Below are 23,919 nucleotides of genomic sequence, written 5' to 3'. Positions count from 1 at the left end.
CCTGGAGACATCCAATGAAACTGGGCGCAAACTCTGTTCTGTTCGGCGGCTATCCGCTGGAAACCGCTTTTCGCTACCTGGCCATGGCCGGCTATGACGGCGTTGAGCTTTCCGCCATCGACGGCATGAGCGAGCATCTGGTGCTCGACCGTTGGCGCGAGCTGGTTCCCGAGATCAAGCGCCTTTCCGCAACGTATGGGCTGGAGCTATTGGCCATCGAGCAGCCTTCGCGCGACCCGGTCAAAATGGAGAAAGCGATGCAGGCGGCGGTGGAGCTGGGCATCCCCATCATCAACTGCGGGCCGGGCGGCAAGTCAGGCGACGAAGCGAGCTTTCAACAGTCGATGGAGGAGCTGGCGGCGCTGGCGCAGATGGCGGAGCGCTACGGCGTCACGCTCTGCGTCAAGGCGCATGTGGGCCAGGCTGTCTACAACACGCCGACGACGCTGCGCATGATGGAGGCGATCTCGTCGCCGGCTTTGGGCGTGGATATGGATCCGTCGCACATCTATCGCGCCGGCGAAAACCCGGTCGAAGCCATCGCTGCAGTCATCAGCCGAGTCAAACATGTGCACATCCGCGATTGCAAAGGGCGACAACAAGGGCCGGGCAAGCCGGAGGATCAGACCAACGGTCGCGGGGACATCGATCTGGTGGGATACATTCGCGTCTTGCACGAGCATGGCTACACCGGCCCGCTCGACCTGGAGATCATCGGCGCCAAAGAATACGCCCTGGAGCAGTGCTGCATCATCGCCGCCGAGGCGCGCGGCCACATGCGCGCTTGTCTGCAGGCGTGCGGCGCAGTTTGAGCGCCCCCTCCCCTCGTATCTTCCCCTCCTGCAACCTTCCAGGAGGCCGCCCGGCTTCCTAGAAGGTTGCAGCCAGAGGCCTCTATGATTTTGACAGCGGTGGCGAAGCGCGCCCTTGAGGGCGTTCATCGTTTTTCATCTCGCTAAACAGATTTTGTTAACAGCGTTGAAGCGACGCTGAAAGGTGCGCCGCATTTTGAATTGTAAGATTCCCTTCACAAAGTCTCTCCTTCCGCCCCCTAGGCTATGCTTGTCGGCGTGCGGCAGGACATCCGGCCGGACGTCGACAGGATGGGAATTCAACAGCAAAGCACAGAGAAATTGCCGAAAAAAGAAGGGAGTCAGATGAACAAGCGAACATTTTCTTTCAGCGTCGTTCTCTTATTGGCCCTCTCCGTCGTTCTGGCGAGCTGCACCGTGGTCGCTCCTGCGACGCCCGCTGCGCCCGCGGCGACGGAGGCGCAGCAGGGGGAGGCGACAGCAGGTGATCTGGTTGTGTACACCTCGCGCGCGGAGTCGCTCTTCAAGCCGGTGTTGGAGGCCTTCAATCGGGCTTATCCTGACGTCAAGGTGACGGTGCTCACCGGCAGCAACGGCGAGCTGGCGGCCAAGCTGCTTGAGGAGCGCGCCAATCCACAGGCCGACCTGCTCATCAACAGCGACATCCTCACCATGCAAAGTCTGGCCGAGCAGGGCGTCTTTGCGCCGAACGATTCGCCGTCGGTCGCTGCAGTGCCGGAAAGCTATCGCGCCGACGACGGCAGCTGGGTGGCGCTCACCTTGCGACTGCGCGTCATCATGTACAACACCGAGTTGGTAAGCGAGGATGAGTTGCCCGCCACCATGATGGATCTCACCGATCCGAAGTGGAAAGGGCAGATCGGCTCCGCCGACAGCCGCAACGGCGCCATGGTGGCCCAGCTCGTGGCGATGCGCCACCTCCTCGGCGAAGAGGCGATGGTAGCGTTCGTGCAGGGGCTGGTCGCCAACGAGACGCAGTGGTTCGGCGGTCACACCGACGTGCGCAAGGCGGTCGGCGCCGGCGAGCTCAAGCTTGGATTGGTCAACCACTACTACTATCACCTCTCCAAGGCGGAAGGCGCGCCGGTGGGCATCGTCTATCCCGACCAGGGCGAGGGAGAGATGGGGCTGATCGTCAACTCCACCAACGCCGGCATTGTGGCAGGCGCCAAACATCCCGAACTGGCGAAGATTTTCGTCGATTTCATGCTTTCGCCCGAAGGACAAAAAGTCTACGCCGAGCAGAACTTCGAATACCCGGTCACGCCGGGCGTCGAATTGGCCGAAGGCGTGCCGCCGCTGAGCGAGTTCAAGCTGGCCAATATCACCCTGAAAACGCTGTGGGAGGAGCTGCAGCCGACGCAGCAGGCGGCGCAGGCGGCCGGTCTGCCGTAACGTCCGCCATGGGCGCTCCATGACGTAAAAATTCATCGCCGAGGCGCAGAGCACAAAGAGAAGGCTCTGCGCTCTCGTCGTCTCTGCAGTGGGCTGCGCCTGTGGGCGCCAAGGAACCAGCGGAAAACGTTCTTTTGCACGAATGTTTATGTGAATCAATTTTGTTCAATGTGATACAATTTTTCTTTAATGGAAAATGTGCTGAACTGCGTATTGCAAACAATGTCGCTGCATTGAGGTGTGCTGAGAGGTGTGCTAAGTTGCCAAGAAAAGCTCCTACATCTCTGGTTTTGATCGCCTCCATCGTCAGCCTCCTGGCGGTGACGCCGCTGATCTACATCGTGGCGCGTGCGCTGGCTGCAGACGCCGCCACCTGGTCCAGGCTGTGGTACGGCCAGATGCCCACCCTGCTCTGGCAGACTGCGACGCTGCTGGTGGGAACCATCGGCTTTGCGCTGGTTTTAGGCATTGGCGCGGCGTGGCTGGTGGAGCGCAGCGACTTGCCCGGTCGCACTGTCTGGCGCGTGCTGCTGGCGTTGCCGCTGGCGTTGCCGGGCTATGTCGCCGCCATCACCTACATTATCCTGTTGCGCCGCGGCGGCGTCGTCGAACGCTTTCTGATCGATTTCGCCGGGTTTGCCCGCGGGGAAATTCCCTTGCCGCCCCTGTACAACGTATGGGGCGCCATTCTCATCATCGGGCTGGTCACCTATCCCTACATCTACCTGCCCACGGCGGCGGCGCTGCGTTCGGTCGACCGTTCGCTGGAGGAGGCGGCGCGCATGGCCGGACGCAACGGATGGAGCGTCTTTCGTCAGATCACGCTGCCGCTGGTGACGCCGGCGGTGGCGGGCGGCGCTCTGCTGGTCGGGCTCTACGTTCTCTCCGACTTCGGCACGGTGGCGATGCTGCGCTATCGCACCTTCACGACGGCCATTTACAACCAGTTCACCGGTCAGATCGATCGCTCCGGCGCAGCCATCTTGAGCGTCGTGTTGATCCTCCTGGCGTTGCCGCTGCTCTTCGGCGAGGGCTGGTTCAGCCGACGACAACGCCGATTGACGGCCGACACGGTGTGGCGACCGCGTCAGCTCGTCCGGCTCGGACGCTGGCGCTGGCTGGCGCTGCCGCTGGTGAGCCTGCTTGCGCTCCTTTCGTTAGGGTTGCCGCTGCTGGTGCTGGGCGGCCTCAGCCTGCAAGGCTGGCTCTTCCCCACCGAGGCCGACCGCATTTGGGGCGTCAACAACGAAGGCATCCTGAGGTTTGGTTTGAACAGCGTGCTGGTGGCGACGCTGGCTGCGACCTTCGCCACGGCGCTGGCGCTTGGCCCGCTCTATCTGGCGGTGCGATTCCCCAGTCGAATTTCGCGCATTGTGCTGACGTTGAGCCGCAGCCCCTTTGCCCTGCCGGGGATCATCATCGGCCTGGCCTTCGTGTTGCTGATCAACCGCTGGGCGCCTTTCGCCTACGGCACGATTTTCGCGCTGGTCTTCGCCTTCACCTTCCGGCTTTTGCCTCAGTCGCTTTCGACCGAAGAATCGGCGCTGCGCGCGGTGGCGCCTTCGTTGGAAGAGGCGGCGCGCACGATGGGCGTTGCACCGATGCGCGTCTTCTGGCGCGTGACGCTGCCGGTGGCTGCGCCGGGCATCCTGGCAAGCTGGGTGTTGGTCTTTATTACGGCGATGAAAGAGCTGCCGACGGCCATCCTCCTGCGCCCGCCCGGCTTCGACACCTTGCCGGTGCGCATCTGGGCCGCTGCCAGCGAAAGCGTGCATACGCAGGCCGCGCCGCCGGCCTTTTTGCTGATCGCCCTGACGACGCTGCTGTTGTTGCCGCTCATGCAGAACCGGCTGGGCATCGATAAAGCAATCCAGGACAATTTGTAAACCCGCACAGGCAATGAGTGATGCATTAATTTCGGTGCAAAATGTGGTGAAGCGTTATGGCGAAGTCGGCGCAGCGGTGGCGGGCGTCTCCTTCGACGTTCCCCGCGGGGCCATCGTCGCCCTGCTGGGGCCGAGCGGCTGCGGCAAGACGACGACGCTGCGGTTGATCGCCGGCCTGGAAATGCCGAACGCCGGCGCCATTTGGCTGGAAGGGCGTAAAGTGGCCGGCGACGGGGCCTGGGTGCCGCCAGAGGCGCGTCGCGTAGGCATGGTTTTCCAGGACGGCGCGCTCTTTCCCCACCTCACCGTGGCGCAGAATATTGCTTTCCCGCTCAACACGCGCAACGGCCGCGGCCGCGTAGAGGAGCTGCTGGAGCTGGTCGGCATGGCCGGCTACGGCGAGCGCTATCCACATCAGTTGTCGGGCGGTCAGCAGCAGCGCGTGGCGCTGGCACGCGCGCTGGCGCCGGAGCCGGCGGTTGTTTTGTTGGATGAGCCTTTTTCCCGGCTCGATGCGGCGCTGCGCGTCTCCCTGCGCGAGGATGTGCGCGAAATCGTCAAACGCACCGGCGCCACCACGATCTTCGTCACCCACGATCAGGAGGAGGCGCTCAGCATCGCCGACATCGTGGTCGTCATGTTCGACGGCAAAGCGGCGCAGATCGGCGCGCCGCACGAAATCTATACGCGGCCGGCCACGCGACAGGTGGCCACCTTCGTCGGCGAGGCCAATCTGCTGCCCGGTCTCGCCGAAGGCGCAGTGGCCGACTGTGCGTTGGGGCGAGTGATCCTCGCCACGCCACAGAAGGGGCCGGTGGAGATCATGATTCGCCCGGAGGCGTTCGAGCTGCGCGCCGTGCGCAGCGGCGCTGCGTACATCGAGCGCATCCGCTACTTCGGACACGACCAGGCGCTGCACGTTCGGCTGCACAGCGGCGAGCCGTTGCTTGTGCGCAGCCTGCCCCGCCCCGACCTGCGCGTCGGCCAGGAGGTGGATGTCTTCGTGCGCGGGGTGGTGGTGGCGTATCCGGCGAACTGACGGAAGTTTCCAATCCGTTCAGGGGCGTCCTTGACGCCCACGCCTGATTCGGCGGCGCCGGTCCAGAAGCAACATCCGGGTGCACTATGAAATTCAATCGATTGAGCGCAATCGTCGATCAACTTAAACAGATGGCGGGCACGCTGGCGATCCTTGGAGGGCTGCTCTGGATTGGGTACGCCGTCCTGGGCATCTTGCAGCCGTTGGGCGACGTCGCAACCAGTGCGCCGGCTTTCTGGCTGGCGGGCGCGTCCGGAGGCGCTGCGCTTGTGCTCCAGGGGCTGGCCGTCGTCGGCGTGGCGTCGCGCTATGGATTGCCCGGCGAGGAGCCGCCCCGCTTCGGCGCCGTGATTCCCTCGCGCTACGGCGTGGCGATGGCGTGGGTCGGCGCGCTGGCCGGCCTTCTGGCCGTTGCAACGGCGCTTCTGTCGCTTGAGCTGCCCAACAACGCCATGCAGCTCTTCGGCGCAGTGTTGACGCCCCTGGGCGCAATGCTGGTCGCCATCGAGGCCAACGGCAGCGAGCAGGCCTATCGCATCGCCGGGCCGCTTTTTTTGGTCGGCGCGCTGGGCATGGTCAGCCTGCTGGCGCAGGCGCTGCTGCCGCTGGCAAGCTGGATGGCGCCGGTCTACGCTGCGCTGGCGATGGCGGTGTATGGTTTCGCCTGGGTGCGCTTCGGCGCTCTCCTCGCCTCAAGCCTCCCAGAAGCCTGACTTTGCATTGAGTCTTACATCGAGCGCTCCCCTCTTTGCATCAAAATATCTTCAACGTTAAAGTGTCTGTTTCCGGCGCTCTCCACCTTATCCTGCCGTGGATTGACAAAGTGATTTGGACTCTGTCGCAATGTCTTCAGACGCCCCTATTCAACAAGGAGGAACCCCATGGATCGAATTTATGTGATGCAGCTGGTGCGTTCATTTCAGATTGGAGAGATCGACCGCCGCACCTTTTTGAGCCGGGCTACGGCGGCGATCGGCAGCTTCTCGGCGGCAAGCTTGTTGCTCGCCGCCTGCCAGCCTGTCAGTCAGACGCCGAGGCCTGTCACAGAGCCGACTCCCAGCGGCGAAGGCGTCGGCTCGCCGGAGACCAGCATGACCACCGAAGAGGGACTGGTGGCGGGCAGGGTTGAATATCCTGGCCCGGACGGCGAGACGTTGAGCGGCTATTGGGCGCGTCCGCAGGGTGAAGGCTCCTGGCCTGCGGTGGTTGTGTTGCAGGAGTGGTGGGGCGTGAACGAACATATCATGGACGTCGCCCGCCGCATCGCTGCGCAGGGGTATGTGGCGCTGGCGCCGGACCTCTACAAAGGGCAGATTGCAACCGAGCCGGACGAGGCGCGCAAGCTGGTGATGGAGCTAGACATGGCCGCCGCCGTCGAGGAGATCGGCAGCGCCATTGACTTTCTGCTGGCCCAGGAGTTTGTACGCGGGGAGAAGGTGGGCGTCGTTGGCTTCTGCATGGGCGGCCGCCTGACATTGATGACGGCGCTGGCCAACGACAAACTCGCCGTGGCCGTGCCGTTCTACGGCGCGCCGCTGACGCCGGAGGAAGCCGCCCGGGTCAAAGCGCCGGTGCTCGGCCTGTACGGCGCCGAAGACAGCGGCATTCCGGTCGACGCCGTGTTGGCCATGGGAGAGGCGCTCACCGCCGCCGGCATCGACAACGAAATCCACATCTACGAGGGAGCGCCCCACGCCTTCTTCAACGACACGCGCGCCAGCTATCGCCCGGAAGCCGCCGCCGACGCCTGGGAGCGCATGCTGCAATGGTTTGAGAAATATCTGAAAAGTTCGTGAGCTTTCTTGTGGAACTTTTGGCGCGAGCCCTCAAGGGGGATGGCGCATCCTTGCTCGCCATCCCCTCCCGGCCTTGCAAGAGCGCCTCGCCGGAAGCTGAAGCTGCAGTTTGCTCACAGAAATCATCGCCTCCGGCGCGCCACATCGATCCACTTCCATAAAATTTTCGTCCATCCGCTAAAAACTGGTTATCTGACCGTTGAGCCTGACCCGTTGCGCATGCAACAATAGAAAAAAGTAGTGCCCATCAGCAGCCGAACCCTTGTGCGTTGCGCGAAAGGAGCGCTCTCATGCTCTTCGATGTCCTCATCATCGGCGGCGGCATCGTTGGCTGCGCCATCGCCCGCGAGCTGAGTCGCTACCGTCTGGAGGTGGCCCTGTGTGAAAAGGAGGTCGAGGTCGGCTTTGGAACGACGAAAGCCAACAGCGGCATCATTCACGGCGGCCATCACGCCGCGCCGGAAACGTTGAAAGGCCGTCTCGAGTGGGAAGGCAACCAGCTTTGGGATGATCTGGCCGCCGATCTGGGCTTTGGCTTTGCGCGCGTGGGCGAGTTGACCGTCGCGTTGCACGAAGAGCAGCTTCCTGTGCTCGACCGGTTGCTCCATCATGCAGCGGTGAAACGGATTCCCGGCGTCGAGCGGTGGGAGCCGGCGCGCATTCGCAGCGAGGAGCCGGCGCTCAGCCACGACATCCTTGCTGCGGTGTATGCGCCGACCACTGCGGTCGTCAACCCCTATGAAGCCTGCTACGCGCTGGCGGAAAACGCCGTGCAAAATGGCGTGACGCTGCTGACCGGCCTGCCGGTGCGTCGCCTGCATCAAAAGGACGATCTGTGGGAGGTTGTCACCCCGGGGGCCTATCTGGCAAGCCGCTTTGTGATCAACGCGGCGGGGCTGTACGCCGACGTCATCGCCGCCATGGCAGGGGTGCAGACGTTCACGATCCACCCGCGCAAGGGGGAGGAATATCTGCTCGACAAGCGACTGCGCGGGCTGGTGAAACGGGTCATTTTCCCTTGCCCTTCGCCGGTGTCAAAGGGAATCCTGATCATCCCCACCTATGACGGGACGATCATGGTGGGGCCGACCGCCGAAGATGTGCACGATCGCACCGATCTCACCACCAGCGCGCGCGGGGCGCAGACCGTCTTTGATGCGGTGCGCCGGCTGGCGCCCGGCATCCACGAGAAGGATGTGATCGCGCAGTTTGCGGGTCTGCGCGCGGCGGCGGACGGCGAGGACTTCATCATCGGCCCGACGGCGAAACGAGGTTTCATCAACGTGGCCGGCATCCAATCGCCCGGCCTGACCGCTGCGCCCGCCATTGCGCGCAGGGTGGTGGAACTCTTGCGAGACGAGCGTCTAAAGCTGGAGCTGCGCGATGACTTCATCGCAAAGCGCCCGGCGCCGATCCACTTCGCCGCCCTCTCTACGCAGGAACAGATCGCCCTTGCGCTGCGCGATCCGCGCTATCGCCGCATTGTCTGTCGCTGTGAAATCGTCACCGAAGGGGAAGTGCTGGACGCCATCGCACGGGGCGCCTGTACGCTGGACGGCGTCAAATTTCGCACGCGCGCCGGCATGGGGCGCTGCCAGGGCGGCTTCTGCACCATTCGCTGTATGGAGCTGCTTGCAAGGGCGCGGCAGTTGCCTATGACTGCGGTGACCAAGCGCGGCCCGGGCTCCTGGCTGGTGTGCGCCAGAACTGAAGAGGAAAAGGCAAGTGCGACATGATCACCTCCAATCCACGCCATCTGCGCGGCAGCTATGACGTGATTGTCGTCGGCGGCGGCCCGGCCGGCCTGGAGGCGGCGGTGGCGGCCCAGGAGGCCGGCGCCGATCACGTCCTGGTCGTCGATCGCGAGCCGGAGGCGGGCGGCATCCTGCTGCAATGCATCCACTGCGGCTTTGGACTGCATCGCTTTGGCGAGGAGTTGACCGGCCCGGAATATGCGCAACGCGTGGTGAAGCAGGCGCTGGCGCACAGGATCGACATCGTGACCGACGCCTTTGTGCTCGACATCGATCTGCAGCGTCGCGTCAAGTTGATGACAAGGGAAGAAGGAGTCTCGCTGGTCGAGGCGCGCGCCGTCGTGCTCGCCATGGGCGCGCGCGAACGCACGCGCGCCGCCGCTCGGATTCCGGGCGCGCGCCCCGCGGGCGTCTTCACCGCCGGCATGGCGCAACGGCTGGTGAACCTTTACGGCTGGCTTCCCGGACGCCGCGCCGCAATCTTAGGCTCAGGGGACATCGGGCTGATCATGGCCAGGCGGCTGACGTTGGAAGGCGTGGAGGTGGCGGGCGTCTTTGAGTTGATGCCGCATCCCAACGGCTTGAATCGCAACATCGTTCAATGCCTGCACGATTTCGACATCCCGCTCCATCTCTCCACCACCGTGGTTGAGATCCATGGCCACAACCGCGTCGAAAAAGTGACCGTGGCGCCGGTTGACGGCGATCTCCGTCCTCAGATGGAGCGCGCCTGGGAGGTCGAGTGCGACACGCTGTTGGTTTCCATCGGGCTGATCCCGGAGAATGAACTCTCCGAGCAGCTGCGGCTCCGCATGGATCCGGTCACCCGTGGTCCGGTTGTGACCAGCGCAATGGAATGTTCGCTCAACGGCGTCTTCGCCTGTGGCAATGTGGTGCATATTCACGACCTGGTTGATTTCGTCAGCGCCGAGGCGATGTTGGCCGGACGCAGCGCAGGTCTGTTCGCCATTGGAGCGCCTCTGCGCCCCGACAACGTGCGTCTGCTGCCGGGCGAAAACGTCGCGTACTGTGTGCCGCACACCATCTCCACCGAGCGGGAGCACACCGTCTACATGCGCACGCGTCGCATATTGGAGGGCTGCAGACTCCGGCTGGTCGCGCCCGATGGTCGCATTGTGTACGAGAAACGGCTGCGCTACGTCTTTCCGGCGGAGATGGTCAACCTAAAGTTGAAGCCGGCCATTTTGCAGCATTTCCACGACGACGCGCTCCGCATCGACATCGTGGGTCGAAGCGCAGAGCGGTGATACGAGGAAAGGGCGATGCCATGGGTGAAATTGTCACAGTACGCTATCTGTGCATCGGCTGTCCGCTGGGCTGCCGTCTGGAGGTGGACGAGGACCTGGAGGAGCACGCCATCGTCGAAGTGCGCGGCTTTTCCTGTCGACGCGGTAAGGAGTATGCAATCCAGGAGCATACGGCGCCGCAACGCATGGTGACCACCACCGTCGCCATTGACAAGGCGCGCTGGGCCAGGCTGCCGGTGCGGACGAGCAGACCGGCGCCCAAAGACAAGGTGTTGGAGATCTGTCGGGCGTTGCGCACCGTGCGCGTCTCCGCTCCCATCGCAAGCGGTGATATAATCGTCCGCAACGTGTTGAACACCGGCGTCAATATCATCGCCACGCGCGACATGGTGGAATGGGCCTCGCCGCAAAACATAGAAGCCTGACCATCGAATGGAGAGGCGGCCACATGGCCTTTGAGATCATTTTCTTGGGGTCGGACTGTGATTACAGCCGCATCGTGTTGGAGTCTCTGATCGCTGCGCGCATCAAGATCGCCGCAGTGTGGCTGGCCGGACAAAATTTGCCTGGTCTCTCCGACTCGGCGACGATTCAGCCGTTGCTCCCCCCGAACGCAGTCGTCGCAGAAAATGATCCCAATTCGGTGCCGCTCACCTCCACCTTTGTGCAGGAGAGCGTGCTCACCACCACCTGGCGCAACGGCATTCCACTGTACGGCGTCAAGCGCATCAAGGCCGAGGAGACTTCGCTGGCGCTGAAGTCGCTGGCGCCGGCGGTGGGCGTCGTGGCCTGCTTCCCACGGCTCGTGCCTGAACCCCTGTTGTCGGCGCCGCGCCATGGGTTCCTCAATGTGCATCCTTCTCTGTTGCCGAACTACCGCGGCCCTGCTCCGCTCTTCTGGCAATTTCGCGCCGGTGAACAACGCACCGGCGTGACCGTGCACTGGATGGACGCTCAGTTCGACACCGGCCCGATTGCGGCGCAGCGCCCCGTCCCGCTTCCCGATGGCATCTCGGAGCACGACGCCACCCGGCTGATGGCCAGGGTGGGCGGTCGCCTCCTGGTGGAGGTGCTTCAACACGTCGCCGGAGGGGAGTTGCCCTATCGGCGACAGCCGCCCGGAGGAAGCTATCAGCCCTGGCCACGCCCGGAAGATTTTGCCATTTCGACGGAGTGGTCCGCCCGCCGCATCTTCAACTTCATGCGCGCCTCCGCCGTGTGGGGACATCCGTACATTTTAGAGATCGACGGACATCGCTGGCTGCTTTCGGACGCGCTCTCCTGGTCGAACTACGCGACGATCGAGGCCCCATTCGTGATTCAGGATGGCCTGATCACATTCCGCTGCTCTCCCGGTGCAGTCCAGGCGCGTCTCCATCATTGACCCCCTCTGTAGCGCCAGGCCCCTACAGTCGCGGCAACGTGATGCCCTGCTGCCCCTGGTATTTGCCCTTGCGATCGGCGTAGGAGACCTCGGGCGGATCGCCCTCAAAGAAAATCACCTGCGCAATTCCCTCGTTCGCGTAAATTTTGGCCGGCAGCGGCGTCGTGTTGCTGATCTCAATCGTGACATGTCCCTCCCATTCCGGCTCAAGGGGTGTGACGTTGACGATGATGCCGCAGCGGGCGTAAGTGCTCTTCCCCAGACAGATCGTGAGCACGTTGCGTGGAATGCGAAAGTACTCCACGGTGCGCGCCAGCGCAAAGCTGTTCGGAGGAACGATGCAGACGTCGCCTCGATAAGGCATCATGGCGCGCTCGTCGATGGCCTTGGGGTCGATGACGCTGAGCTGACCGGTGGCGGGCGTGAAGATGCGGAATTCATCCGCCACGCGAATGTCGTAGCCGAAGCTGCTCAGGCCGTAGGAGACCACGCCCTGGCGCACTTGACTCTCTACAAAGGGCTCAATCATCTTGTGCTCCAACGCCATGCGTCGGATCCAGTGGTCAGGCTTGATGGACATCGAGCATCTCTCCATTACTTATCTCCATTACTTAATCGTCATGACTTAATCGTCATGGGCAGACCTGCAACCATAAACACCACGCGATCCGCCGCCGCCGCCAGCCGTTGATTGGCGCGGCCCAGCGCATCGCGATAGAGACGCCCCAATGGGTAGGCGGGCACGATGCCCAGGCCCACTTCGTTGGAGACGACAAACCACGTTGCGTTGCTCTGGGCGTAGGCCGCCAACAGCGCATCGATCTCGGCGAGGAGCGCATTCGCGGCCGTCGCCTCGTCGCTCTTTTCCGGCAGGCGCAACAGCACGTTGCTCGCCAGCAGGGTGATGCAGTCCACCACCACGCAGGCGACGTCCGGCGTCAGCGCCGCGGCGATGGCTGCGCCGATCTGTCGAGGCGCCTCGAGTGTGCGCCACGTCGCCGGTCGTTGGCTGCGGTGGGCTGCAATCCGCGCCGCCATCTCTTCGTCCCACGCCTCGGCGGTGGCGACATAGAGCACCTCGCCGTCAAGCGCTGCAGCCTGCGCTTCGGCGTAGCTGCTTTTTCCACTGCGCGCACCGCCCAGAATGAGCGTAAATTGTTTTCTCATCATTGCAATGTTTCGCTTCTGTTCGACTTTCCGATGTAAGCTCGCAGCTGGGGTTCATTGCTCCCGTCATACTACAAGTTGTTCAAGCAAGGCCAGGGTCAGGCGCTTGGTCTGAAGCTGAAGCGGCTGATCGTCGAGCACCGGGCCGACGCAGGCCGGGCAACCATGGATACAGGCGCACGACCGCACGCTTTCCAGCGCAGCCTCCAGCAATGTTTCGTGCAGATCGTAGAGCAGCGCGCTAAATCCCAGCCCCGCCGGCGCGCGTTCGTACAGATAGACGCGCGGCGCGCGCGCTCGAGCATCGGACGCTTCGGCCCGCCCGATCGGATCCCCGCGCGCTACATGGACGCCGAGGTCGCCAGGGTCGCACATCAGATGCAACGGCGCCAGGTTGCTCAGCAGATAAGCCAGTCCATCCAACCCGGTCTGATAGCGGCCCGCGGTCTCGATGCGACGGTGACATCCCCGACAGACGAGCATCAGGTTCTCCAGTCTGTTGGCCTCTAAGTACAAGTCGTTCAGGCCGGGCACGTAGCCGAAGAGGCGAAACGGAATTTTGTGATGAACGTCATGCTGACGGCCGGGCGATTCCGGCGCGCCGCAGATAGCGCAGCGTCCCCGAGCGCGCGCCCGCACGATGGCGCGCTGTTCTTCCCAGTTCGGGCCGTAGTCGTTGACCGAGTCGAACCAGAGGCCGGCCGCTTCCAGCGCCTGTTGCACCGCCGGCGCAATCTCGCACCAGTAGGCGTTCGTTTCGAGCGTGCGCCGCGCATAGTCCAGCGGATAGACGCCCAGCGTCTCATGGGTGGTGCGTTTGATCTTGCGATAGCCGATCACCTGGGTGTGTACGGCGACGTCGCCCCAGGCGGCCAGAGAGCCTCCCGCCGAACGCACGGCATGGCAGGCGAGGCGCTCCACCTCGGCGTCGGAGATAGCTTCTGTGTAATAGTCCACGTCGACAGCCGTTGCGTCTGCGCGCAGCGCTGTCAAGTCGAGCCGTTGCACCAGATAACTCTGCCCGCCGTGCAGATAAATCGCACCCTCGTGCGCCAGCAGTTGGGCGCTCGCCTGATCCACTTCGCCGAGGACGCAGGGAGCGCCTTTCTCGTGCTCCGGCGAAGGCCCCACCCTTTGAATGAGCACAGGGTCGCCGCCGACGCTGCGCAGGCCCACCTCCCGCGCCGGATGGCGGAGACCGCTCCAGAAAAAGCGCTCGCCGTGGCGCTGCACTTCGCCCTGCTCGGCCAGCAGCGCAAGCACGTCGCGCAGATAAGGGCTGGCGCCGAACGCTTCCTCCTGGTGAAAAGGAAGCTCAGCCGCGGCGCAGCGCACATGGTCGACGAGAAGCATCAGGTTGTCGGGATGGATCAGCGCATGCTCCGGCGACTGCTCGAACAGAAATTCGCTGTGACGAATCACATACTGGTCGAGCAGACCGGCGGTGGCGACCAGCACCGCCACCGCCGCTTCGGTGGTGCGGCCGGCGCGGCCGAACTGCTGCCAGGTCGCAGCGACGCCGCCCGGGTATCCGCACACAATGGCGGCGGCCAACCCACCGATGTCGATGCCTAGCTCCAGCGCATTGGTGGCGACGACTGCACGCACGCGGCCGCTGCGCAACCCTTCCTCGATGCTGCGCCGCTCCGCAGGCAGGTAACCGCCTCGATACCCCTGCACATGCTCGGCGACGTCGAGCCTCTGCTTCGGTGCAGCGGCCTCCTCGCCGAGAGCATAGCGTTGCGCCCCCCGGCTGCGACGGCGCTCCAGCGCCGAGCGTAGATAGGTGAGCAACAGCTCGGTGGCGACGCGCGAGCGGCCAAAGACAATGGTCTGCAGGCCGGCGTCGACGCATTGCGCCGCCAGGTCGGCCGCCTCCAACACCGCGGCGCGGCGCACGCCTTTTTCAGCGTCTACGAGCGGCGTGTTCAGCAGGAGGATGTGCTTCTCTCCTCGCGGGGCGGTGGAGCGCTCGATCAGGTGCACGCGTTGCTCGGTCAACCGCTCGGCGAGCTGCACAGGGTTGGCGATGGTGGCGCTGGTGCAGATGAAACGGGGCGCTGCGCCGTAATGGCGGCAGATGCGTTGCAGCCGGCGCAGCACGTTGGCGACGTGGCTGCCGAAGACGCCGCGGTAGGTGTGCATCTCGTCGATTACCACCCAGCGCAGCCCCGCCAGAAAATCCGCCCACTGTGCATGGTTGGGCAGGAGGCTTATATGCAGCATGTCGGGGTTGGTCAGCAGCAGACGCGCCTGCTTGCGAATCTGGCCGCGTTGCGCCGAGGGCGTGTCGCCGTCGTAGGCGGCGATCGACGACGTCAGAGGGTGTGCAGAGTCGACGGCCTCGACGGCTTTTGCCAATCGGTTCAGCTCCGCCCATTGGTCGTGCGCCAGCGCTTTGGTGGGGAACAGATAGAGCGCGCAGGCCGCAGCGTCTGTCAATAAAGTGTGCAATACAGGTAAATTATAGCAAAGCGTCTTGCCGCTAGCGGTGGGCGTCGCAATGACGAGGCTTTCCTGTTGCAAGGCGGCTTCTATGGCGTCGCGCTGATGCGCATACAGCCGCTCCACGCCGCAGGCGACGAGTGCGCGTTGAAGCACGGGATGCAGAGAGGAAGGCGTAGATGCATAGACGGCGGGTTGCTCGGGCAGGACGCGCCAGGCGGCCACTTTGTTCATGAATTGTGGGTCGCTGCGCCACTGCGCCAGCAAGTCGGTGACAGCCATGCAATCGACCTCGCCGATGCGTTCGACTCCTGAAGGATTCAGGGCGCCAGACGTTCGCGCAGCCAGCCGCCGTCCGGTTGGCGACGATAACGGAGACGGTCGTGCAGCCGGTTCACGCCGCCCTGCCAGAATTCAAAGACCTCCGGAATCACCCGATAGCCGCCCCAGAAAGGGGGGCGGTCGGGATGTTTGTCGCTGTATTCGGCCTGCAGCTCGGCGAAACGTTTGTCCAACATTTCTCGGTTGGGGATGACTCGGCTCTGTTCGGAGACCCAGGCGCCAAGACGGCTGCCGAGCGGTCGGCTGTAATAATACTCGTCGGACTCCTTGGCGGACAACTTTTCCACCACGCCTTCGATGCGCACCTGCCGTTCGAGCGGCTCCCACCAGAAAAGCAGGGCGGCATGTGGATTAACAGCCAGCTCTCGCCCTTTGCGGCTTTCGTAGCTGGTGAAAAACGTGAAGCCGTTGCGGTCAAACCCCTTGAGCAACACCATGCGCACCGATGGCCTGCCATCGGGGGTGGCGGTGGCCAGCGCCATGGCGTTCGGCTCCTGAATAGCGCTCTCTCCGGCCAGCCGAAACCATCGTTCAAAGAGCGCAAACGGATCGTTGCCCGCGCTCTCTTCCGAGAGGCGGTCGAGGCGATACTCTTTGCGGAAATTGTTCACATCCGTTGTCATCGTGCGTCCTTTCAAGGAACAAAAACGCAGTCCAGCCAGCAACATACGCATGTTATCACAACCGCCGCCATTGGTCTTCCTATTGCCGAAGCAACAAATTGAAAAATCCCTTGACAAGTTCCCTGAAAACGATTACAATAAGGAATAGCTTGATTTGCGAAACTCTCATATAAGTTCACCGTGTCGATCAAAATCGAAGATGTGGCTCGCGAGGCCGGCGTATCCACGGCGACGGTGTCGAGGGTGCTGGCCGGTAAACCATATGTCAGTGCAGAGTTGCGGCGTCGCGTCCTGGAGGCGGCGCGAACGCTCAACTATCGCCCCAGCCGGGTGGCGCGTTCGCTGCGCGTGCAGCGTTCGAGCATTATCGGGCTCATTATTTCGGACATTCAAAATCCATTTTTCACGTCGATCGTGCGCGCGGTGGAGGATGTAGCGCAGCAGCAACAGTATCCTGTCTTCTTGTGCAACTCGGACGAGGACTCTGAGAAAGAGGCGACCTACGTCGAGCTGATGTTGGCGGAGCAGGTGGCCGGGTTGATCGTGGCGCCGACGGCGCACAGCAACAACCTCTATCGCAAGCTGGTCGCCATGCAGATGCCGGTCGTCGCCATTGATCGGCGGGTCAGCGGCGTGGCGATGGACATGGTGGTCTGCGACAACGTGAGGGCGGCCCGCGAAGTGGTCTCCCATCTGGTGGAGAGCGGCTATCGACGCATCGCCGCCGTCCTAAGTGCGTTGGAGATCAGCACGGGCGCCGAGCGCTATCAGGGCTACGTGGAGGCCTTGACGAGCCATGGATTGGCGGTGCAGCCGGAGCTTGTGCGCACCGGCTCGCCGCGTACGCCCAACGGCTATGCGATGACGATGGACCTCTTCCAGCAATCGCCGCCGCCTGACGCCATCTTCACCGGCAACAATCTGTTGACGGTGGGCGCCTTGCATGCGATTCACGATCTCGGCCTGCGCATTCCGGAAGACATCGGCTTTGCAGCGTTCGATGAGATGGACTGGATGTTTCTGGTGAAGCCCGCGCTGACGGTTGTCAAACAGCCGACCTATGAGATGGGGCGGCGGGCGGCGGAGCTGCTGCTGCAGCGCATCGCCGATCCAACTCGTCCGGCCCAGATCGTAACGCTGCAGCCGACGATCAAGCTGCGCGAGTCGAGTCGTCGATTGATCTAGCAGGTTCACGCGTTCGGCAGAAGGGAGGTGATTCCTGCCACTCACGCCTTGTTCCCCTCTTGCGACGGTTGAGTTCTTCAGCGTTTTTACCAGTTTGTTCAAAACAAAAGGAGTCCAAACATGTTGAGACACAGGCTTTTCGTCACCCTGAGCATTTTGATGCTTGCTGCGATGGTTTTGGCCGCCTGTCCGGCGCCTGTGGCGCCGCCGGCCGCTGCTCCACCGGCGGAAGGCGAGGCGACCTGGTGGCGCACGGCGGCGGAGTCTGCGGGTTGCGTGGGCGTCACCATTCGCGGCGTTTCGGAAAGCACCCCGCCCTCTAACTTCGCCAAGGACGTGTTGGCGCCCGCCTTTGAGCGCGACACCGGCATCAAGGTCGAGCTGGAGACGACCTCCTGGGATCAGATGTACGACAAAGCCATCAAGGATATGGAGGCCGGCACCGGCATCTATGACTTCGTCTACATCGAGCAGGACATCATCTACGCCTATCTGGCCAACAACTACCTGCTCAACATGACCCAGTTCCTGGCCGACAACCCGAACCTGGCTGCGCCGGACTTTGACTTCGGCAAGTTCACGACCTTCATCGACTACTTCAAGGACGCCGAAGGCAACGTCTACGGTGTGCCGATGGAAGCCTTTGTGAAGATTTACCTCTATCGCACCGACCTCTTCGGCGATCCGGAGGCGCAGGCGGCCTTCAAAGAGAAGTATGGCTACGACCTGGCGCCGGCGACCAACTATGAACAGTATCGCGACAACGCCGAGTTCTTCACGCAGTGGGGCAAAGACCGCGGCCTGGAGCTGTGGGGCACCACCGTGCAGGCGGCCTCTGGCCATCCGTCCTCCTTCTATGAGCTCTTTGAGACCATCCTGCCCAGCGGCGGCGTCTACAACTGGGGCATCAACATGGAGAACTGGAAAGCCAGCGTCGAAAACGGCGGCACGATGAACAGCGATCGCGCCAAGGCGGCCTTCCAGTTCTGGCTGGACATGCTCCAGTTCGCTCCGCCGGAAGCCACCAGCAGCACCTGGGATGAGGTCGCCGCTTCGTTCGCGGCCGGCCGCGCTGCGCAGGGCTGGGTCTACGGTGAGAACGCCGCCTGGATCGCCAGCGATCCGGAGCGCTCGCGCGTCGTCGGCAACGTTGGCGTCGCCCTGCCGCCGCTGGCGGATGAGAGCGTGCTGCAGGACGCCGAGGAAGGCCGCGGCTACATCGGCTACTACGACGGCGGCGCCTTCGGCATCCCGGTCAGCTCGAAGAATCAGGCCTGTGCAGTGCTGTGGAACCAGTACATCGGTCAGGAGTCGGTGCAGGCGGACTGGGCCGTCGCCGGCTCGCGCGTCGTCATGGACTCCACCTTCGACGATCCGAAGGTGCAGGAGATGGACGCCAAGACCAACGGCTACTTCACGCTGCTCAAGGAAAAGGGCTATCTCTTCGCCGGTGCGCCGCCCTTCCCCTTCCACGCCACCATTCGCGAGGTGATTGCGCCCTTCGTCTATCGCGCCATCGCCGGCGAGCTCTCGGCGGCGGATGCGCTCGACCAGGCGGCGGCGGCGGTCGACGCTGAGCTGCCCAAGCTTGGCTACGGCGAGTAATCGAACGTCCTCTTTCCTGGGAGAGGCGCCGCCTCTCCCAGGAATTCCAGAAGCGCCATTGGCGTGAGCGCTGCACCGAGCATCTCTCACCGGTCAAGAATCAGGAGCGGCACCGATGCGATCGAATCGTCTGGGATGGCTACTGCTTTCGCCGTCGCTGATCGTTTTGTTTATCGTGGGATTTCTGCCCTTCCTCTATGTGATCTGGGTGGGCTTTCACGACTGGAATATCTTCGCTGCGACGCGCGGCATGACCTGGGCGGGCGCCAACAATTATCGTCGCCTCGTCTTTGACCAGGATTTTCTGGCGGCGTTATGGCGCACCCTGGTTTTCACCTTCACCGTGGTTACGTCGGAGCTGGTGCTGGGCTTTGTGCTGGCGCAGACGTTGACGCGACAGTTTCCAGGCCGGGCGTTCTTTCGCACGATCTACGTGCTCCCTCTCGTCGTGGCGCCGATCGCCGTCGGCGCCACCTGGCGTCTGATGGTGATCCCCGGCTTTGGGCCGATCCCCTACTTCCTGGAGCGCTGGTTTGGCATCCAGTATCGCATCGGCACCTACGCCGAACACGCCTGGGCCACGGCGGTGCTGATGGACATCTGGCACTGGACGCCCTTTGTCACGCTCACGCTGCTGGCCGGCCTCTCCGCCATCCCCCGAGAGCCGCTCGAACAGGCGATGGTCGACGGCGCCAACCGCTGGCAGGTCTTCCGCTACATTACCATCCCCATGATGATGCCCGTCATTCTGACGGTCGTCTTTATCCGCATCATGGACGCATTGCGCGTGGTGGATGAGGTGTACATGTTGACCAACGGCGGCCCGGGCACGGCGACGACGCTGATCGGCCTGCACATTTTCCGCGTGGTCTTTCCCAAAACCGATTATGGCTACGGCTCGGCCATGTCGCTGCTCGTGTTATACGTGACAATCGTGATGTGTTGGCTGCTCTTTGTAGCGCTTGCCAACGTGGGGAAACAGAAAGCGTAGGGCGCCCTATGAAGACAGCTCGTTGGCGAAAAATATTGGGATGGATCGGGCTATACGCGCTGTGGATTGCCCTGACGCTTTTCACCGTGCTGCCGATCTACTGGATGTTCGTGGTCTCGTCGCGCAGTCGCGTTCAACTCTTCGACGCGCCGACGCTGTTGATCCGCTCCTTTTACATTCAGAATTACACCGGTCCGCTGAGCGACCCGGTCTTTCAGCGTTATCTCTTGAACTCTCTCTATATCGCCGTCGGCAACGCTTTGCTTGTGACCGTGCTGGCGCTCTTCGCCACCTATGCGCTGTCGCGCTGGCGGCTGCCCGGCGCCGACAACATCTTCTTCTGGACGATCACCAACCGCATGGCGCCGCCCGCCGCCTTTCTGTTGCCGCTCTTCTTGCTCTACACCCAGGTGTTTCGCATCGGCAACTGGACGCTCTTCGACACGCAGATCGGCCTGATTCTGCTGTACTGCGTCTTCAATTTGCCCTTCGCCATCTGGCTGATGAAAGGCATTATGGACGGCATTCCGGTCGAAATCGACGAGGCGGCGATGGTCGATGGCGCAAGCCAGTGGACGGTGCTGTGGCGCGTGATCGTGCCGCTCGCCGCGCCGGGGCTGGCCATCACCTTCATCCTGAGCCTGATCTTCGCCTGGAATGAGTACCTGTTCGCCGCGACGCTGACCAGCGTCAACGCGCGCACGATCACGACCGGCCTGGCCGAGTTCGTCACCGTCACCGGCACCAACTGGGGGCAGATGGCGGCTGTCGCCACGATTTCGATCCTGCCTGCGCTCATCTTCCTGGTCTTCGTGCAGCGCTACATCGTCACCGGTCTGACCTTCGGCGCCGTAAAGGAGTAACGACATGACGGAGACAAAACCCATTCAGGCGCCCGTCGAGCACAAAGGGCGTCGCGGTTTTTTACCCATCGAGACCAATACGTTCGATCGCGTCTTTATCAGCGTCGTGATCTGGATCGGCGCGTCCTTGTTATGGATGCGCTTCATCGAACCGTTGGGGCTTTCCGTCTGGATTTGCACGATACTATGCATTATTTTGGGCGTATGGATTGTGAAAAAAGGATAAAAGATTATGAAAGCGCTGGTCCTTGAAAAAGTCAACGAGCTCCGTTTGCGAGACATCGACATCCCCGAGACGCTGGGACCGCACGACGTGCGCATTGCGTTGCGCACGGTCGGCATTTGCGGCAGCGACGTGCACTACTACACGCATGGCGCCATCGGCCAGTTCGTCGTGCGCGAGCCGATGGTGCTCGGCCACGAGGCCTCCGGCGTCGTCGTCGAGGTGGGGTCAGAGGTCAAGCACCTCAAGGTCGGCGACCGCGTCTGCATGGAGCCGGGCATCCCCGACCCCAACAGCAAGGCGACGCGGCTGGGCATGTACAACCTCGACCCTGCGGTGCGCTTCTGGGCGACGCCACCTGTGCACGGCGTATTGCGTCCGACCGTCGTGCATCCCGCTGCCTTCACCTACAAGCTGCCCGACAACGTCAGCTTCGCCGAAGGCGCCATGGTCGAGCCGCTCGCCGTCGGCATGCACGCGGCCACCAAGGCCCGCATCAAACCGGGCGACCTCGCCATCGTGATGGGCGCCGGGCCAATCGGCATGGTGACGGCGCTGGCGGCGCTCGCCGGCGGCTGCAGCCAGGTGGTGATGACCGACGTGCAACAGCCCAAACTCGACCTCGCCACCACGCTTGGCCCGATTCGTCCGGTCAATGTGGCGAAGGAGAATCTCAAGGAAGTCATCGATCAGATGACCGACGGTTGGGGCGCGGACATCGTCTTCGAGTGCAGCGGCAACGAAAAAGCGGCGGCCAGCGTCTTCGAGCCGCTCTGCCCGGGCGGAACGGTTGTCTACGTCGGCATCCCGCTCCACCCCATTGCATATGAAGTCTCCGCCGCCATGGTCAAGGAAGCGCGCGTCGAGCACGTCTTCCGCTACGCCCACGTCTATCCGCGCGCCATTGCGCTGATGGCGAGCGGCAAGATCAACGTCAAGCCGCTGATCACCGATGTGTTCCGTTTCGAGGAGAGCGTCAAAGCCTTTGAGTTCGCCGCCCACATGCCGCCGACCTCGGTCAAGGCGCAAATCGTGGTTTCGGAGTGAGTCGTTCTTCAGCGAAAAATCTTGCAACGCAGGGCGCAGCGATTCGCAGAAGAAATTCAATCGAACGCTGCGCCTATCAGCGCAACAGCCTGTGAGAGAAGGGACAGATGATGAGCGATCCGGTGTTGGAAGCCAGACCCATTTTGGAGCGATTCCGGCTGGATGGCCGCGTGGCGCTTGTGACCGGCGGCGGGCAGGGCATCGGTCGCGCCTTCGCCCATGCGCTGGGCGAGGCGGGCGCCGCTGTGGCCGTCGTCGATCTACGCCTGGACCTCGCCGAGGAAGTGGCGCACGAGCTGACGGCGAAGCAGATCGACGCTATCGCCCTCCAGGCCGACGTGACGAAGCCCGAACAGGTGCAGGCGATGGTCGATGCGATCCTGGCGAAGTGGAGAACCTTGACGATCGGCGTCAACAACGCCGGCATCGGTCTCTGGGCGGACGCCGAAAGCATGGCCTACGCAGACTGGCTGCGCGTGATCGACATCGACCTCAACTCGGTCTTCCTCTGCGCCCAGGCGGAAGCCAAAGTCATGTTGCCCGCCGGCTACGGCAAGATCATCAACACGGCGTCGATGTCCGGCCACATCAGCAACACGCCGCAGAACCAATCCGCCTACAACACGGCCAAGGCGGGCGTGATCCACCTGACGCGCAGCCTGGCCGCCGAATGGGCGAAGCGCGGGGTGCGCGTCAACAGCATCAGCCCCGGCTACACGCGCACCAAGCTGGTCGATGATCTGCTGGCCACGCCTATCGGGCAGACGATGCTGCCCACGTGGATGGGCATGACGCCGATGGGGCGCATGGCGGAGGTCACCGACCTGCAGGGCGCCGTGGTCTATCTGGCGTCGTCGGCGTCCGACTACATGACCGGCCACGACATGGTGATCGACGGCGGATACTGCTGCTGGTGAGCTTCCAAAAGCATTTTCGTCTCTTGAAGGAGCGCTTCGCATGAAAGCCGTGCTCTTCCCGGCACCCGAATCGATCAGCGTTGAACGCGTGCCCGACCCTTCCTGCGCACCGGATGAAGTGGTCGTCCAGGTGGCGCGCTGCGGCATCTGCGGCACCGACATCCATATCTACCGCAACGAGTACATGTCCGCCTTTCCGGTCATCCCCGGCCATGAGTTCGGCGGCGTAATTGTCGAGGTGGGCCGGGACGTGACCGACTTTCGCGTCGGCGAGCGGGTGGCCGTGGACCCGAACCTCTACTGTGGACGGTGCGACATGTGTCGCAATGAGATGGCGAACCACTGCTTGAACTGGCAGGGCGTCGGCATCACGCGGCCGGGCGGCTTCGCCGAGTACACCGCCGTTCCGGCGCGCGCCTGCTACCGTCTGCCGGACTCGCTCAGCGACGCCCAGGCCGCCTTCATCGAGCCGTTGGCGTGCGTCGTCCACGCCATGAAGCGCATCCGCGTGCTGCCGGCCGACCCTGTGCTGATCCTGGGCGCAGGGCCGATGGGGTTGCTGTTGATCCAGGCGCTGCGCCGGATGGGGGGCTCCTACGTAGTGGCGGTCGAAAAGCAGCCCGCGCGATTGGAGTTGGCGCGCGCCATGGGCGCCTCCCTGGCCGTGCCTGCCGGGCCGGACCAGGATGCAGCGTTGCGGGAGGTGGCGCCACGCGGCTTCGGCGTGGTGATCGACGCCACCGGCGTTCCGGCAGTGATCGAGGGGGCGTTCCGCTATCTACGGCCGCGGGGGACCTATCTGCAGTTCGGCGTGGCGCCGAATCACGCGCGCGTCTCGCTCAGCCCCTACGACATCTTTCGCAACGACTGGACGATCGTCGGCAGTTTTGCGCTTTGTTACACCTTCATCCCCGCCATCGACTGGCTTGCCAGCGGCGCCATCGACGTCGCCCCGCTGGTCAGCCATACGGCGCCGATGGAGCGCTTCGCCGAGGTCTTCCAGCAATTTGCAGCGGGCCACACCTTGAAGGTTCACATAGAGATCGGCCCCCAACGCACATCTTGAGCGGACTGAGTAACAACCGGCTTGACGGTAGGTGCGGCTCGCAGCCGCACGTTCTCGGTGAATCGCAAGGGTTTGGGGAATTCGAGGAGG

The 23,919-nt window shown here is 63.1% G+C and carries 22 protein-coding genes; 18 read left to right on the top strand and 4 right to left on the bottom strand.

The window, feature by feature from the left end; translation table 11 throughout:
- Nucleotides 1–14 precede the first annotated feature (14 nt).
- From Q0367_RS15905 to Q0367_RS15860, 10 genes are all read left to right on the top strand, one after another.
- Entirely contained in the window at nt 15–812 is a 798-nt protein-coding gene (locus Q0367_RS15905; RefSeq protein WP_297638321.1) for a sugar phosphate isomerase/epimerase, read from the top strand.
- Between the two features lie 345 nt (nt 813–1,157).
- On the top strand, nt 1,158–2,228 hold the full coding sequence (locus Q0367_RS15900; RefSeq protein WP_298983444.1) for an extracellular solute-binding protein: 1,071 nt from the start codon (nt 1,158–1,160) through the stop codon (nt 2,226–2,228).
- Between the two features lie 260 nt (nt 2,229–2,488).
- Nucleotides 2,489–4,114 (top strand): iron ABC transporter permease, encoded by a 1,626-nt coding sequence (locus Q0367_RS15895; protein WP_298983442.1) that lies wholly within the window; start codon nt 2,489–2,491, stop codon nt 4,112–4,114.
- Nucleotides 4,115–4,127: 13 nt separating this feature from the next.
- Complete coding sequence (locus Q0367_RS15890; RefSeq protein ID WP_297638330.1) at nt 4,128–5,153, top strand: ABC transporter ATP-binding protein; 1,026 nt, start codon at nt 4,128–4,130, stop codon at nt 5,151–5,153.
- An 86-nt stretch (nt 5,154–5,239) separates the two neighbouring features.
- On the top strand, nt 5,240–5,866 hold the full coding sequence (locus tag Q0367_RS15885) for a hypothetical protein (RefSeq protein ID WP_298983439.1): 627 nt from the start codon (nt 5,240–5,242) through the stop codon (nt 5,864–5,866).
- Between the two features lie 168 nt (nt 5,867–6,034).
- Nucleotides 6,035–6,949: a dienelactone hydrolase family protein gene (locus Q0367_RS15880; protein WP_298983437.1), complete on the top strand. Its 915-nt coding sequence runs from the start codon at nt 6,035–6,037 to the stop codon at nt 6,947–6,949.
- A 290-nt stretch (nt 6,950–7,239) separates the two neighbouring features.
- A complete protein-coding gene (locus tag Q0367_RS15875) occupies nt 7,240–8,685 on the top strand; it encodes an NAD(P)/FAD-dependent oxidoreductase (RefSeq protein ID WP_298983435.1) in 1,446 nt (481 codons plus the stop codon).
- Nucleotides 8,682–9,971, top strand: coding sequence for an NAD(P)/FAD-dependent oxidoreductase (locus tag Q0367_RS15870; RefSeq protein WP_298983433.1), 1,290 nt, complete (start codon nt 8,682–8,684; stop codon nt 9,969–9,971). Before Q0367_RS15875 ends, Q0367_RS15870 begins: the two co-directional genes overlap by 4 nt.
- Before the next feature lie 20 nt (nt 9,972–9,991).
- A complete protein-coding gene (locus tag Q0367_RS15865) occupies nt 9,992–10,396 on the top strand; it encodes a DUF1667 domain-containing protein (RefSeq protein ID WP_298983431.1) in 405 nt (134 codons plus the stop codon).
- A 23-nt stretch (nt 10,397–10,419) separates the two neighbouring features.
- On the top strand, nt 10,420–11,355 hold the full coding sequence (locus Q0367_RS15860) for a methionyl-tRNA formyltransferase (protein WP_298983429.1): 936 nt from the start codon (nt 10,420–10,422) through the stop codon (nt 11,353–11,355).
- Nucleotides 11,356–11,377: 22 nt separating this feature from the next.
- Here Q0367_RS15860 and dcd read toward each other — a convergent pair whose 3' ends face one another.
- The 4 genes from dcd to pdxH all read right to left on the bottom strand — a co-directional run bounded on the left by dcd (nt 11,378) and on the right by pdxH (nt 15,932).
- Complete coding sequence (gene dcd / locus Q0367_RS15855) at nt 11,378–11,935, bottom strand: dCTP deaminase (RefSeq protein ID WP_297638351.1); 558 nt, start codon at nt 11,933–11,935, stop codon at nt 11,378–11,380.
- Between the two features lie 38 nt (nt 11,936–11,973).
- Entirely contained in the window at nt 11,974–12,525 is a 552-nt protein-coding gene (gene cobU / locus Q0367_RS15850) for a bifunctional adenosylcobinamide kinase/adenosylcobinamide-phosphate guanylyltransferase (protein ID WP_298983427.1), read from the bottom strand.
- A gap of 63 nt (nt 12,526–12,588) precedes the next feature.
- Nucleotides 12,589–15,249 (bottom strand): DEAD/DEAH box helicase, encoded by a 2,661-nt coding sequence (locus Q0367_RS15845; protein WP_298983425.1) that lies wholly within the window; start codon nt 15,247–15,249, stop codon nt 12,589–12,591.
- Nucleotides 15,250–15,287: 38 nt separating this feature from the next.
- Entirely contained in the window at nt 15,288–15,932 is a 645-nt protein-coding gene (pdxH, locus tag Q0367_RS15840) for a pyridoxamine 5'-phosphate oxidase (RefSeq protein ID WP_297638369.1), read from the bottom strand.
- Nucleotides 15,933–16,112: 180 nt separating this feature from the next.
- Here pdxH and Q0367_RS15835 point away from each other — a divergent pair, with 180 nt between their 5' ends.
- The 8 genes from Q0367_RS15835 to Q0367_RS15800 all read left to right on the top strand — a co-directional run bounded on the left by Q0367_RS15835 (nt 16,113) and on the right by Q0367_RS15800 (nt 23,829).
- Nucleotides 16,113–17,117 (top strand): LacI family DNA-binding transcriptional regulator, encoded by a 1,005-nt coding sequence (locus Q0367_RS15835; protein WP_297638371.1) that lies wholly within the window; start codon nt 16,113–16,115, stop codon nt 17,115–17,117.
- 120 nt (nt 17,118–17,237) lie between these two features.
- Nucleotides 17,238–18,722 carry an extracellular solute-binding protein gene (locus Q0367_RS15830; protein ID WP_297638374.1) on the top strand — a complete coding sequence of 495 codons (1,485 nt, stop codon included), beginning with the start codon at nt 17,238–17,240 and terminating at the stop codon, nt 18,720–18,722.
- Between the two features lie 115 nt (nt 18,723–18,837).
- Complete coding sequence (locus tag Q0367_RS15825; RefSeq protein WP_297638377.1) at nt 18,838–19,713, top strand: carbohydrate ABC transporter permease; 876 nt, start codon at nt 18,838–18,840, stop codon at nt 19,711–19,713.
- Between the two features lie 8 nt (nt 19,714–19,721).
- Entirely contained in the window at nt 19,722–20,576 is an 855-nt protein-coding gene (locus Q0367_RS15820) for a carbohydrate ABC transporter permease (RefSeq protein WP_297638380.1), read from the top strand.
- Nucleotides 20,577–20,580: 4 nt separating this feature from the next.
- Complete coding sequence (locus Q0367_RS15815; protein ID WP_297638382.1) at nt 20,581–20,802, top strand: DUF2160 family membrane protein; 222 nt, start codon at nt 20,581–20,583, stop codon at nt 20,800–20,802.
- Between the two features lie 6 nt (nt 20,803–20,808).
- Nucleotides 20,809–21,846: an NAD(P)-dependent alcohol dehydrogenase gene (locus Q0367_RS15810; protein WP_297638392.1), complete on the top strand. Its 1,038-nt coding sequence runs from the start codon at nt 20,809–20,811 to the stop codon at nt 21,844–21,846.
- Nucleotides 21,847–21,956: 110 nt separating this feature from the next.
- Entirely contained in the window at nt 21,957–22,763 is an 807-nt protein-coding gene (locus tag Q0367_RS15805; protein WP_363325878.1) for an SDR family oxidoreductase, read from the top strand.
- 40 nt (nt 22,764–22,803) lie between these two features.
- The gene (locus Q0367_RS15800) at nt 22,804–23,829 is read left to right on the top strand and encodes a zinc-dependent alcohol dehydrogenase family protein (protein WP_297638406.1); all 1,026 of its coding nucleotides are present in this window, start codon (nt 22,804–22,806) and stop codon (nt 23,827–23,829) included.
- The last annotated feature ends 90 nt before the right edge of the window (nt 23,830–23,919 follow it).

The organism is uncultured Caldilinea sp. (assembly GCF_937128415.1).
Taxonomy (GTDB): Bacteria; Chloroflexota; Anaerolineae; order Caldilineales; family Caldilineaceae; genus Caldilinea.
This window is presented reverse-complemented; position numbering and strand designations above follow the sequence as displayed.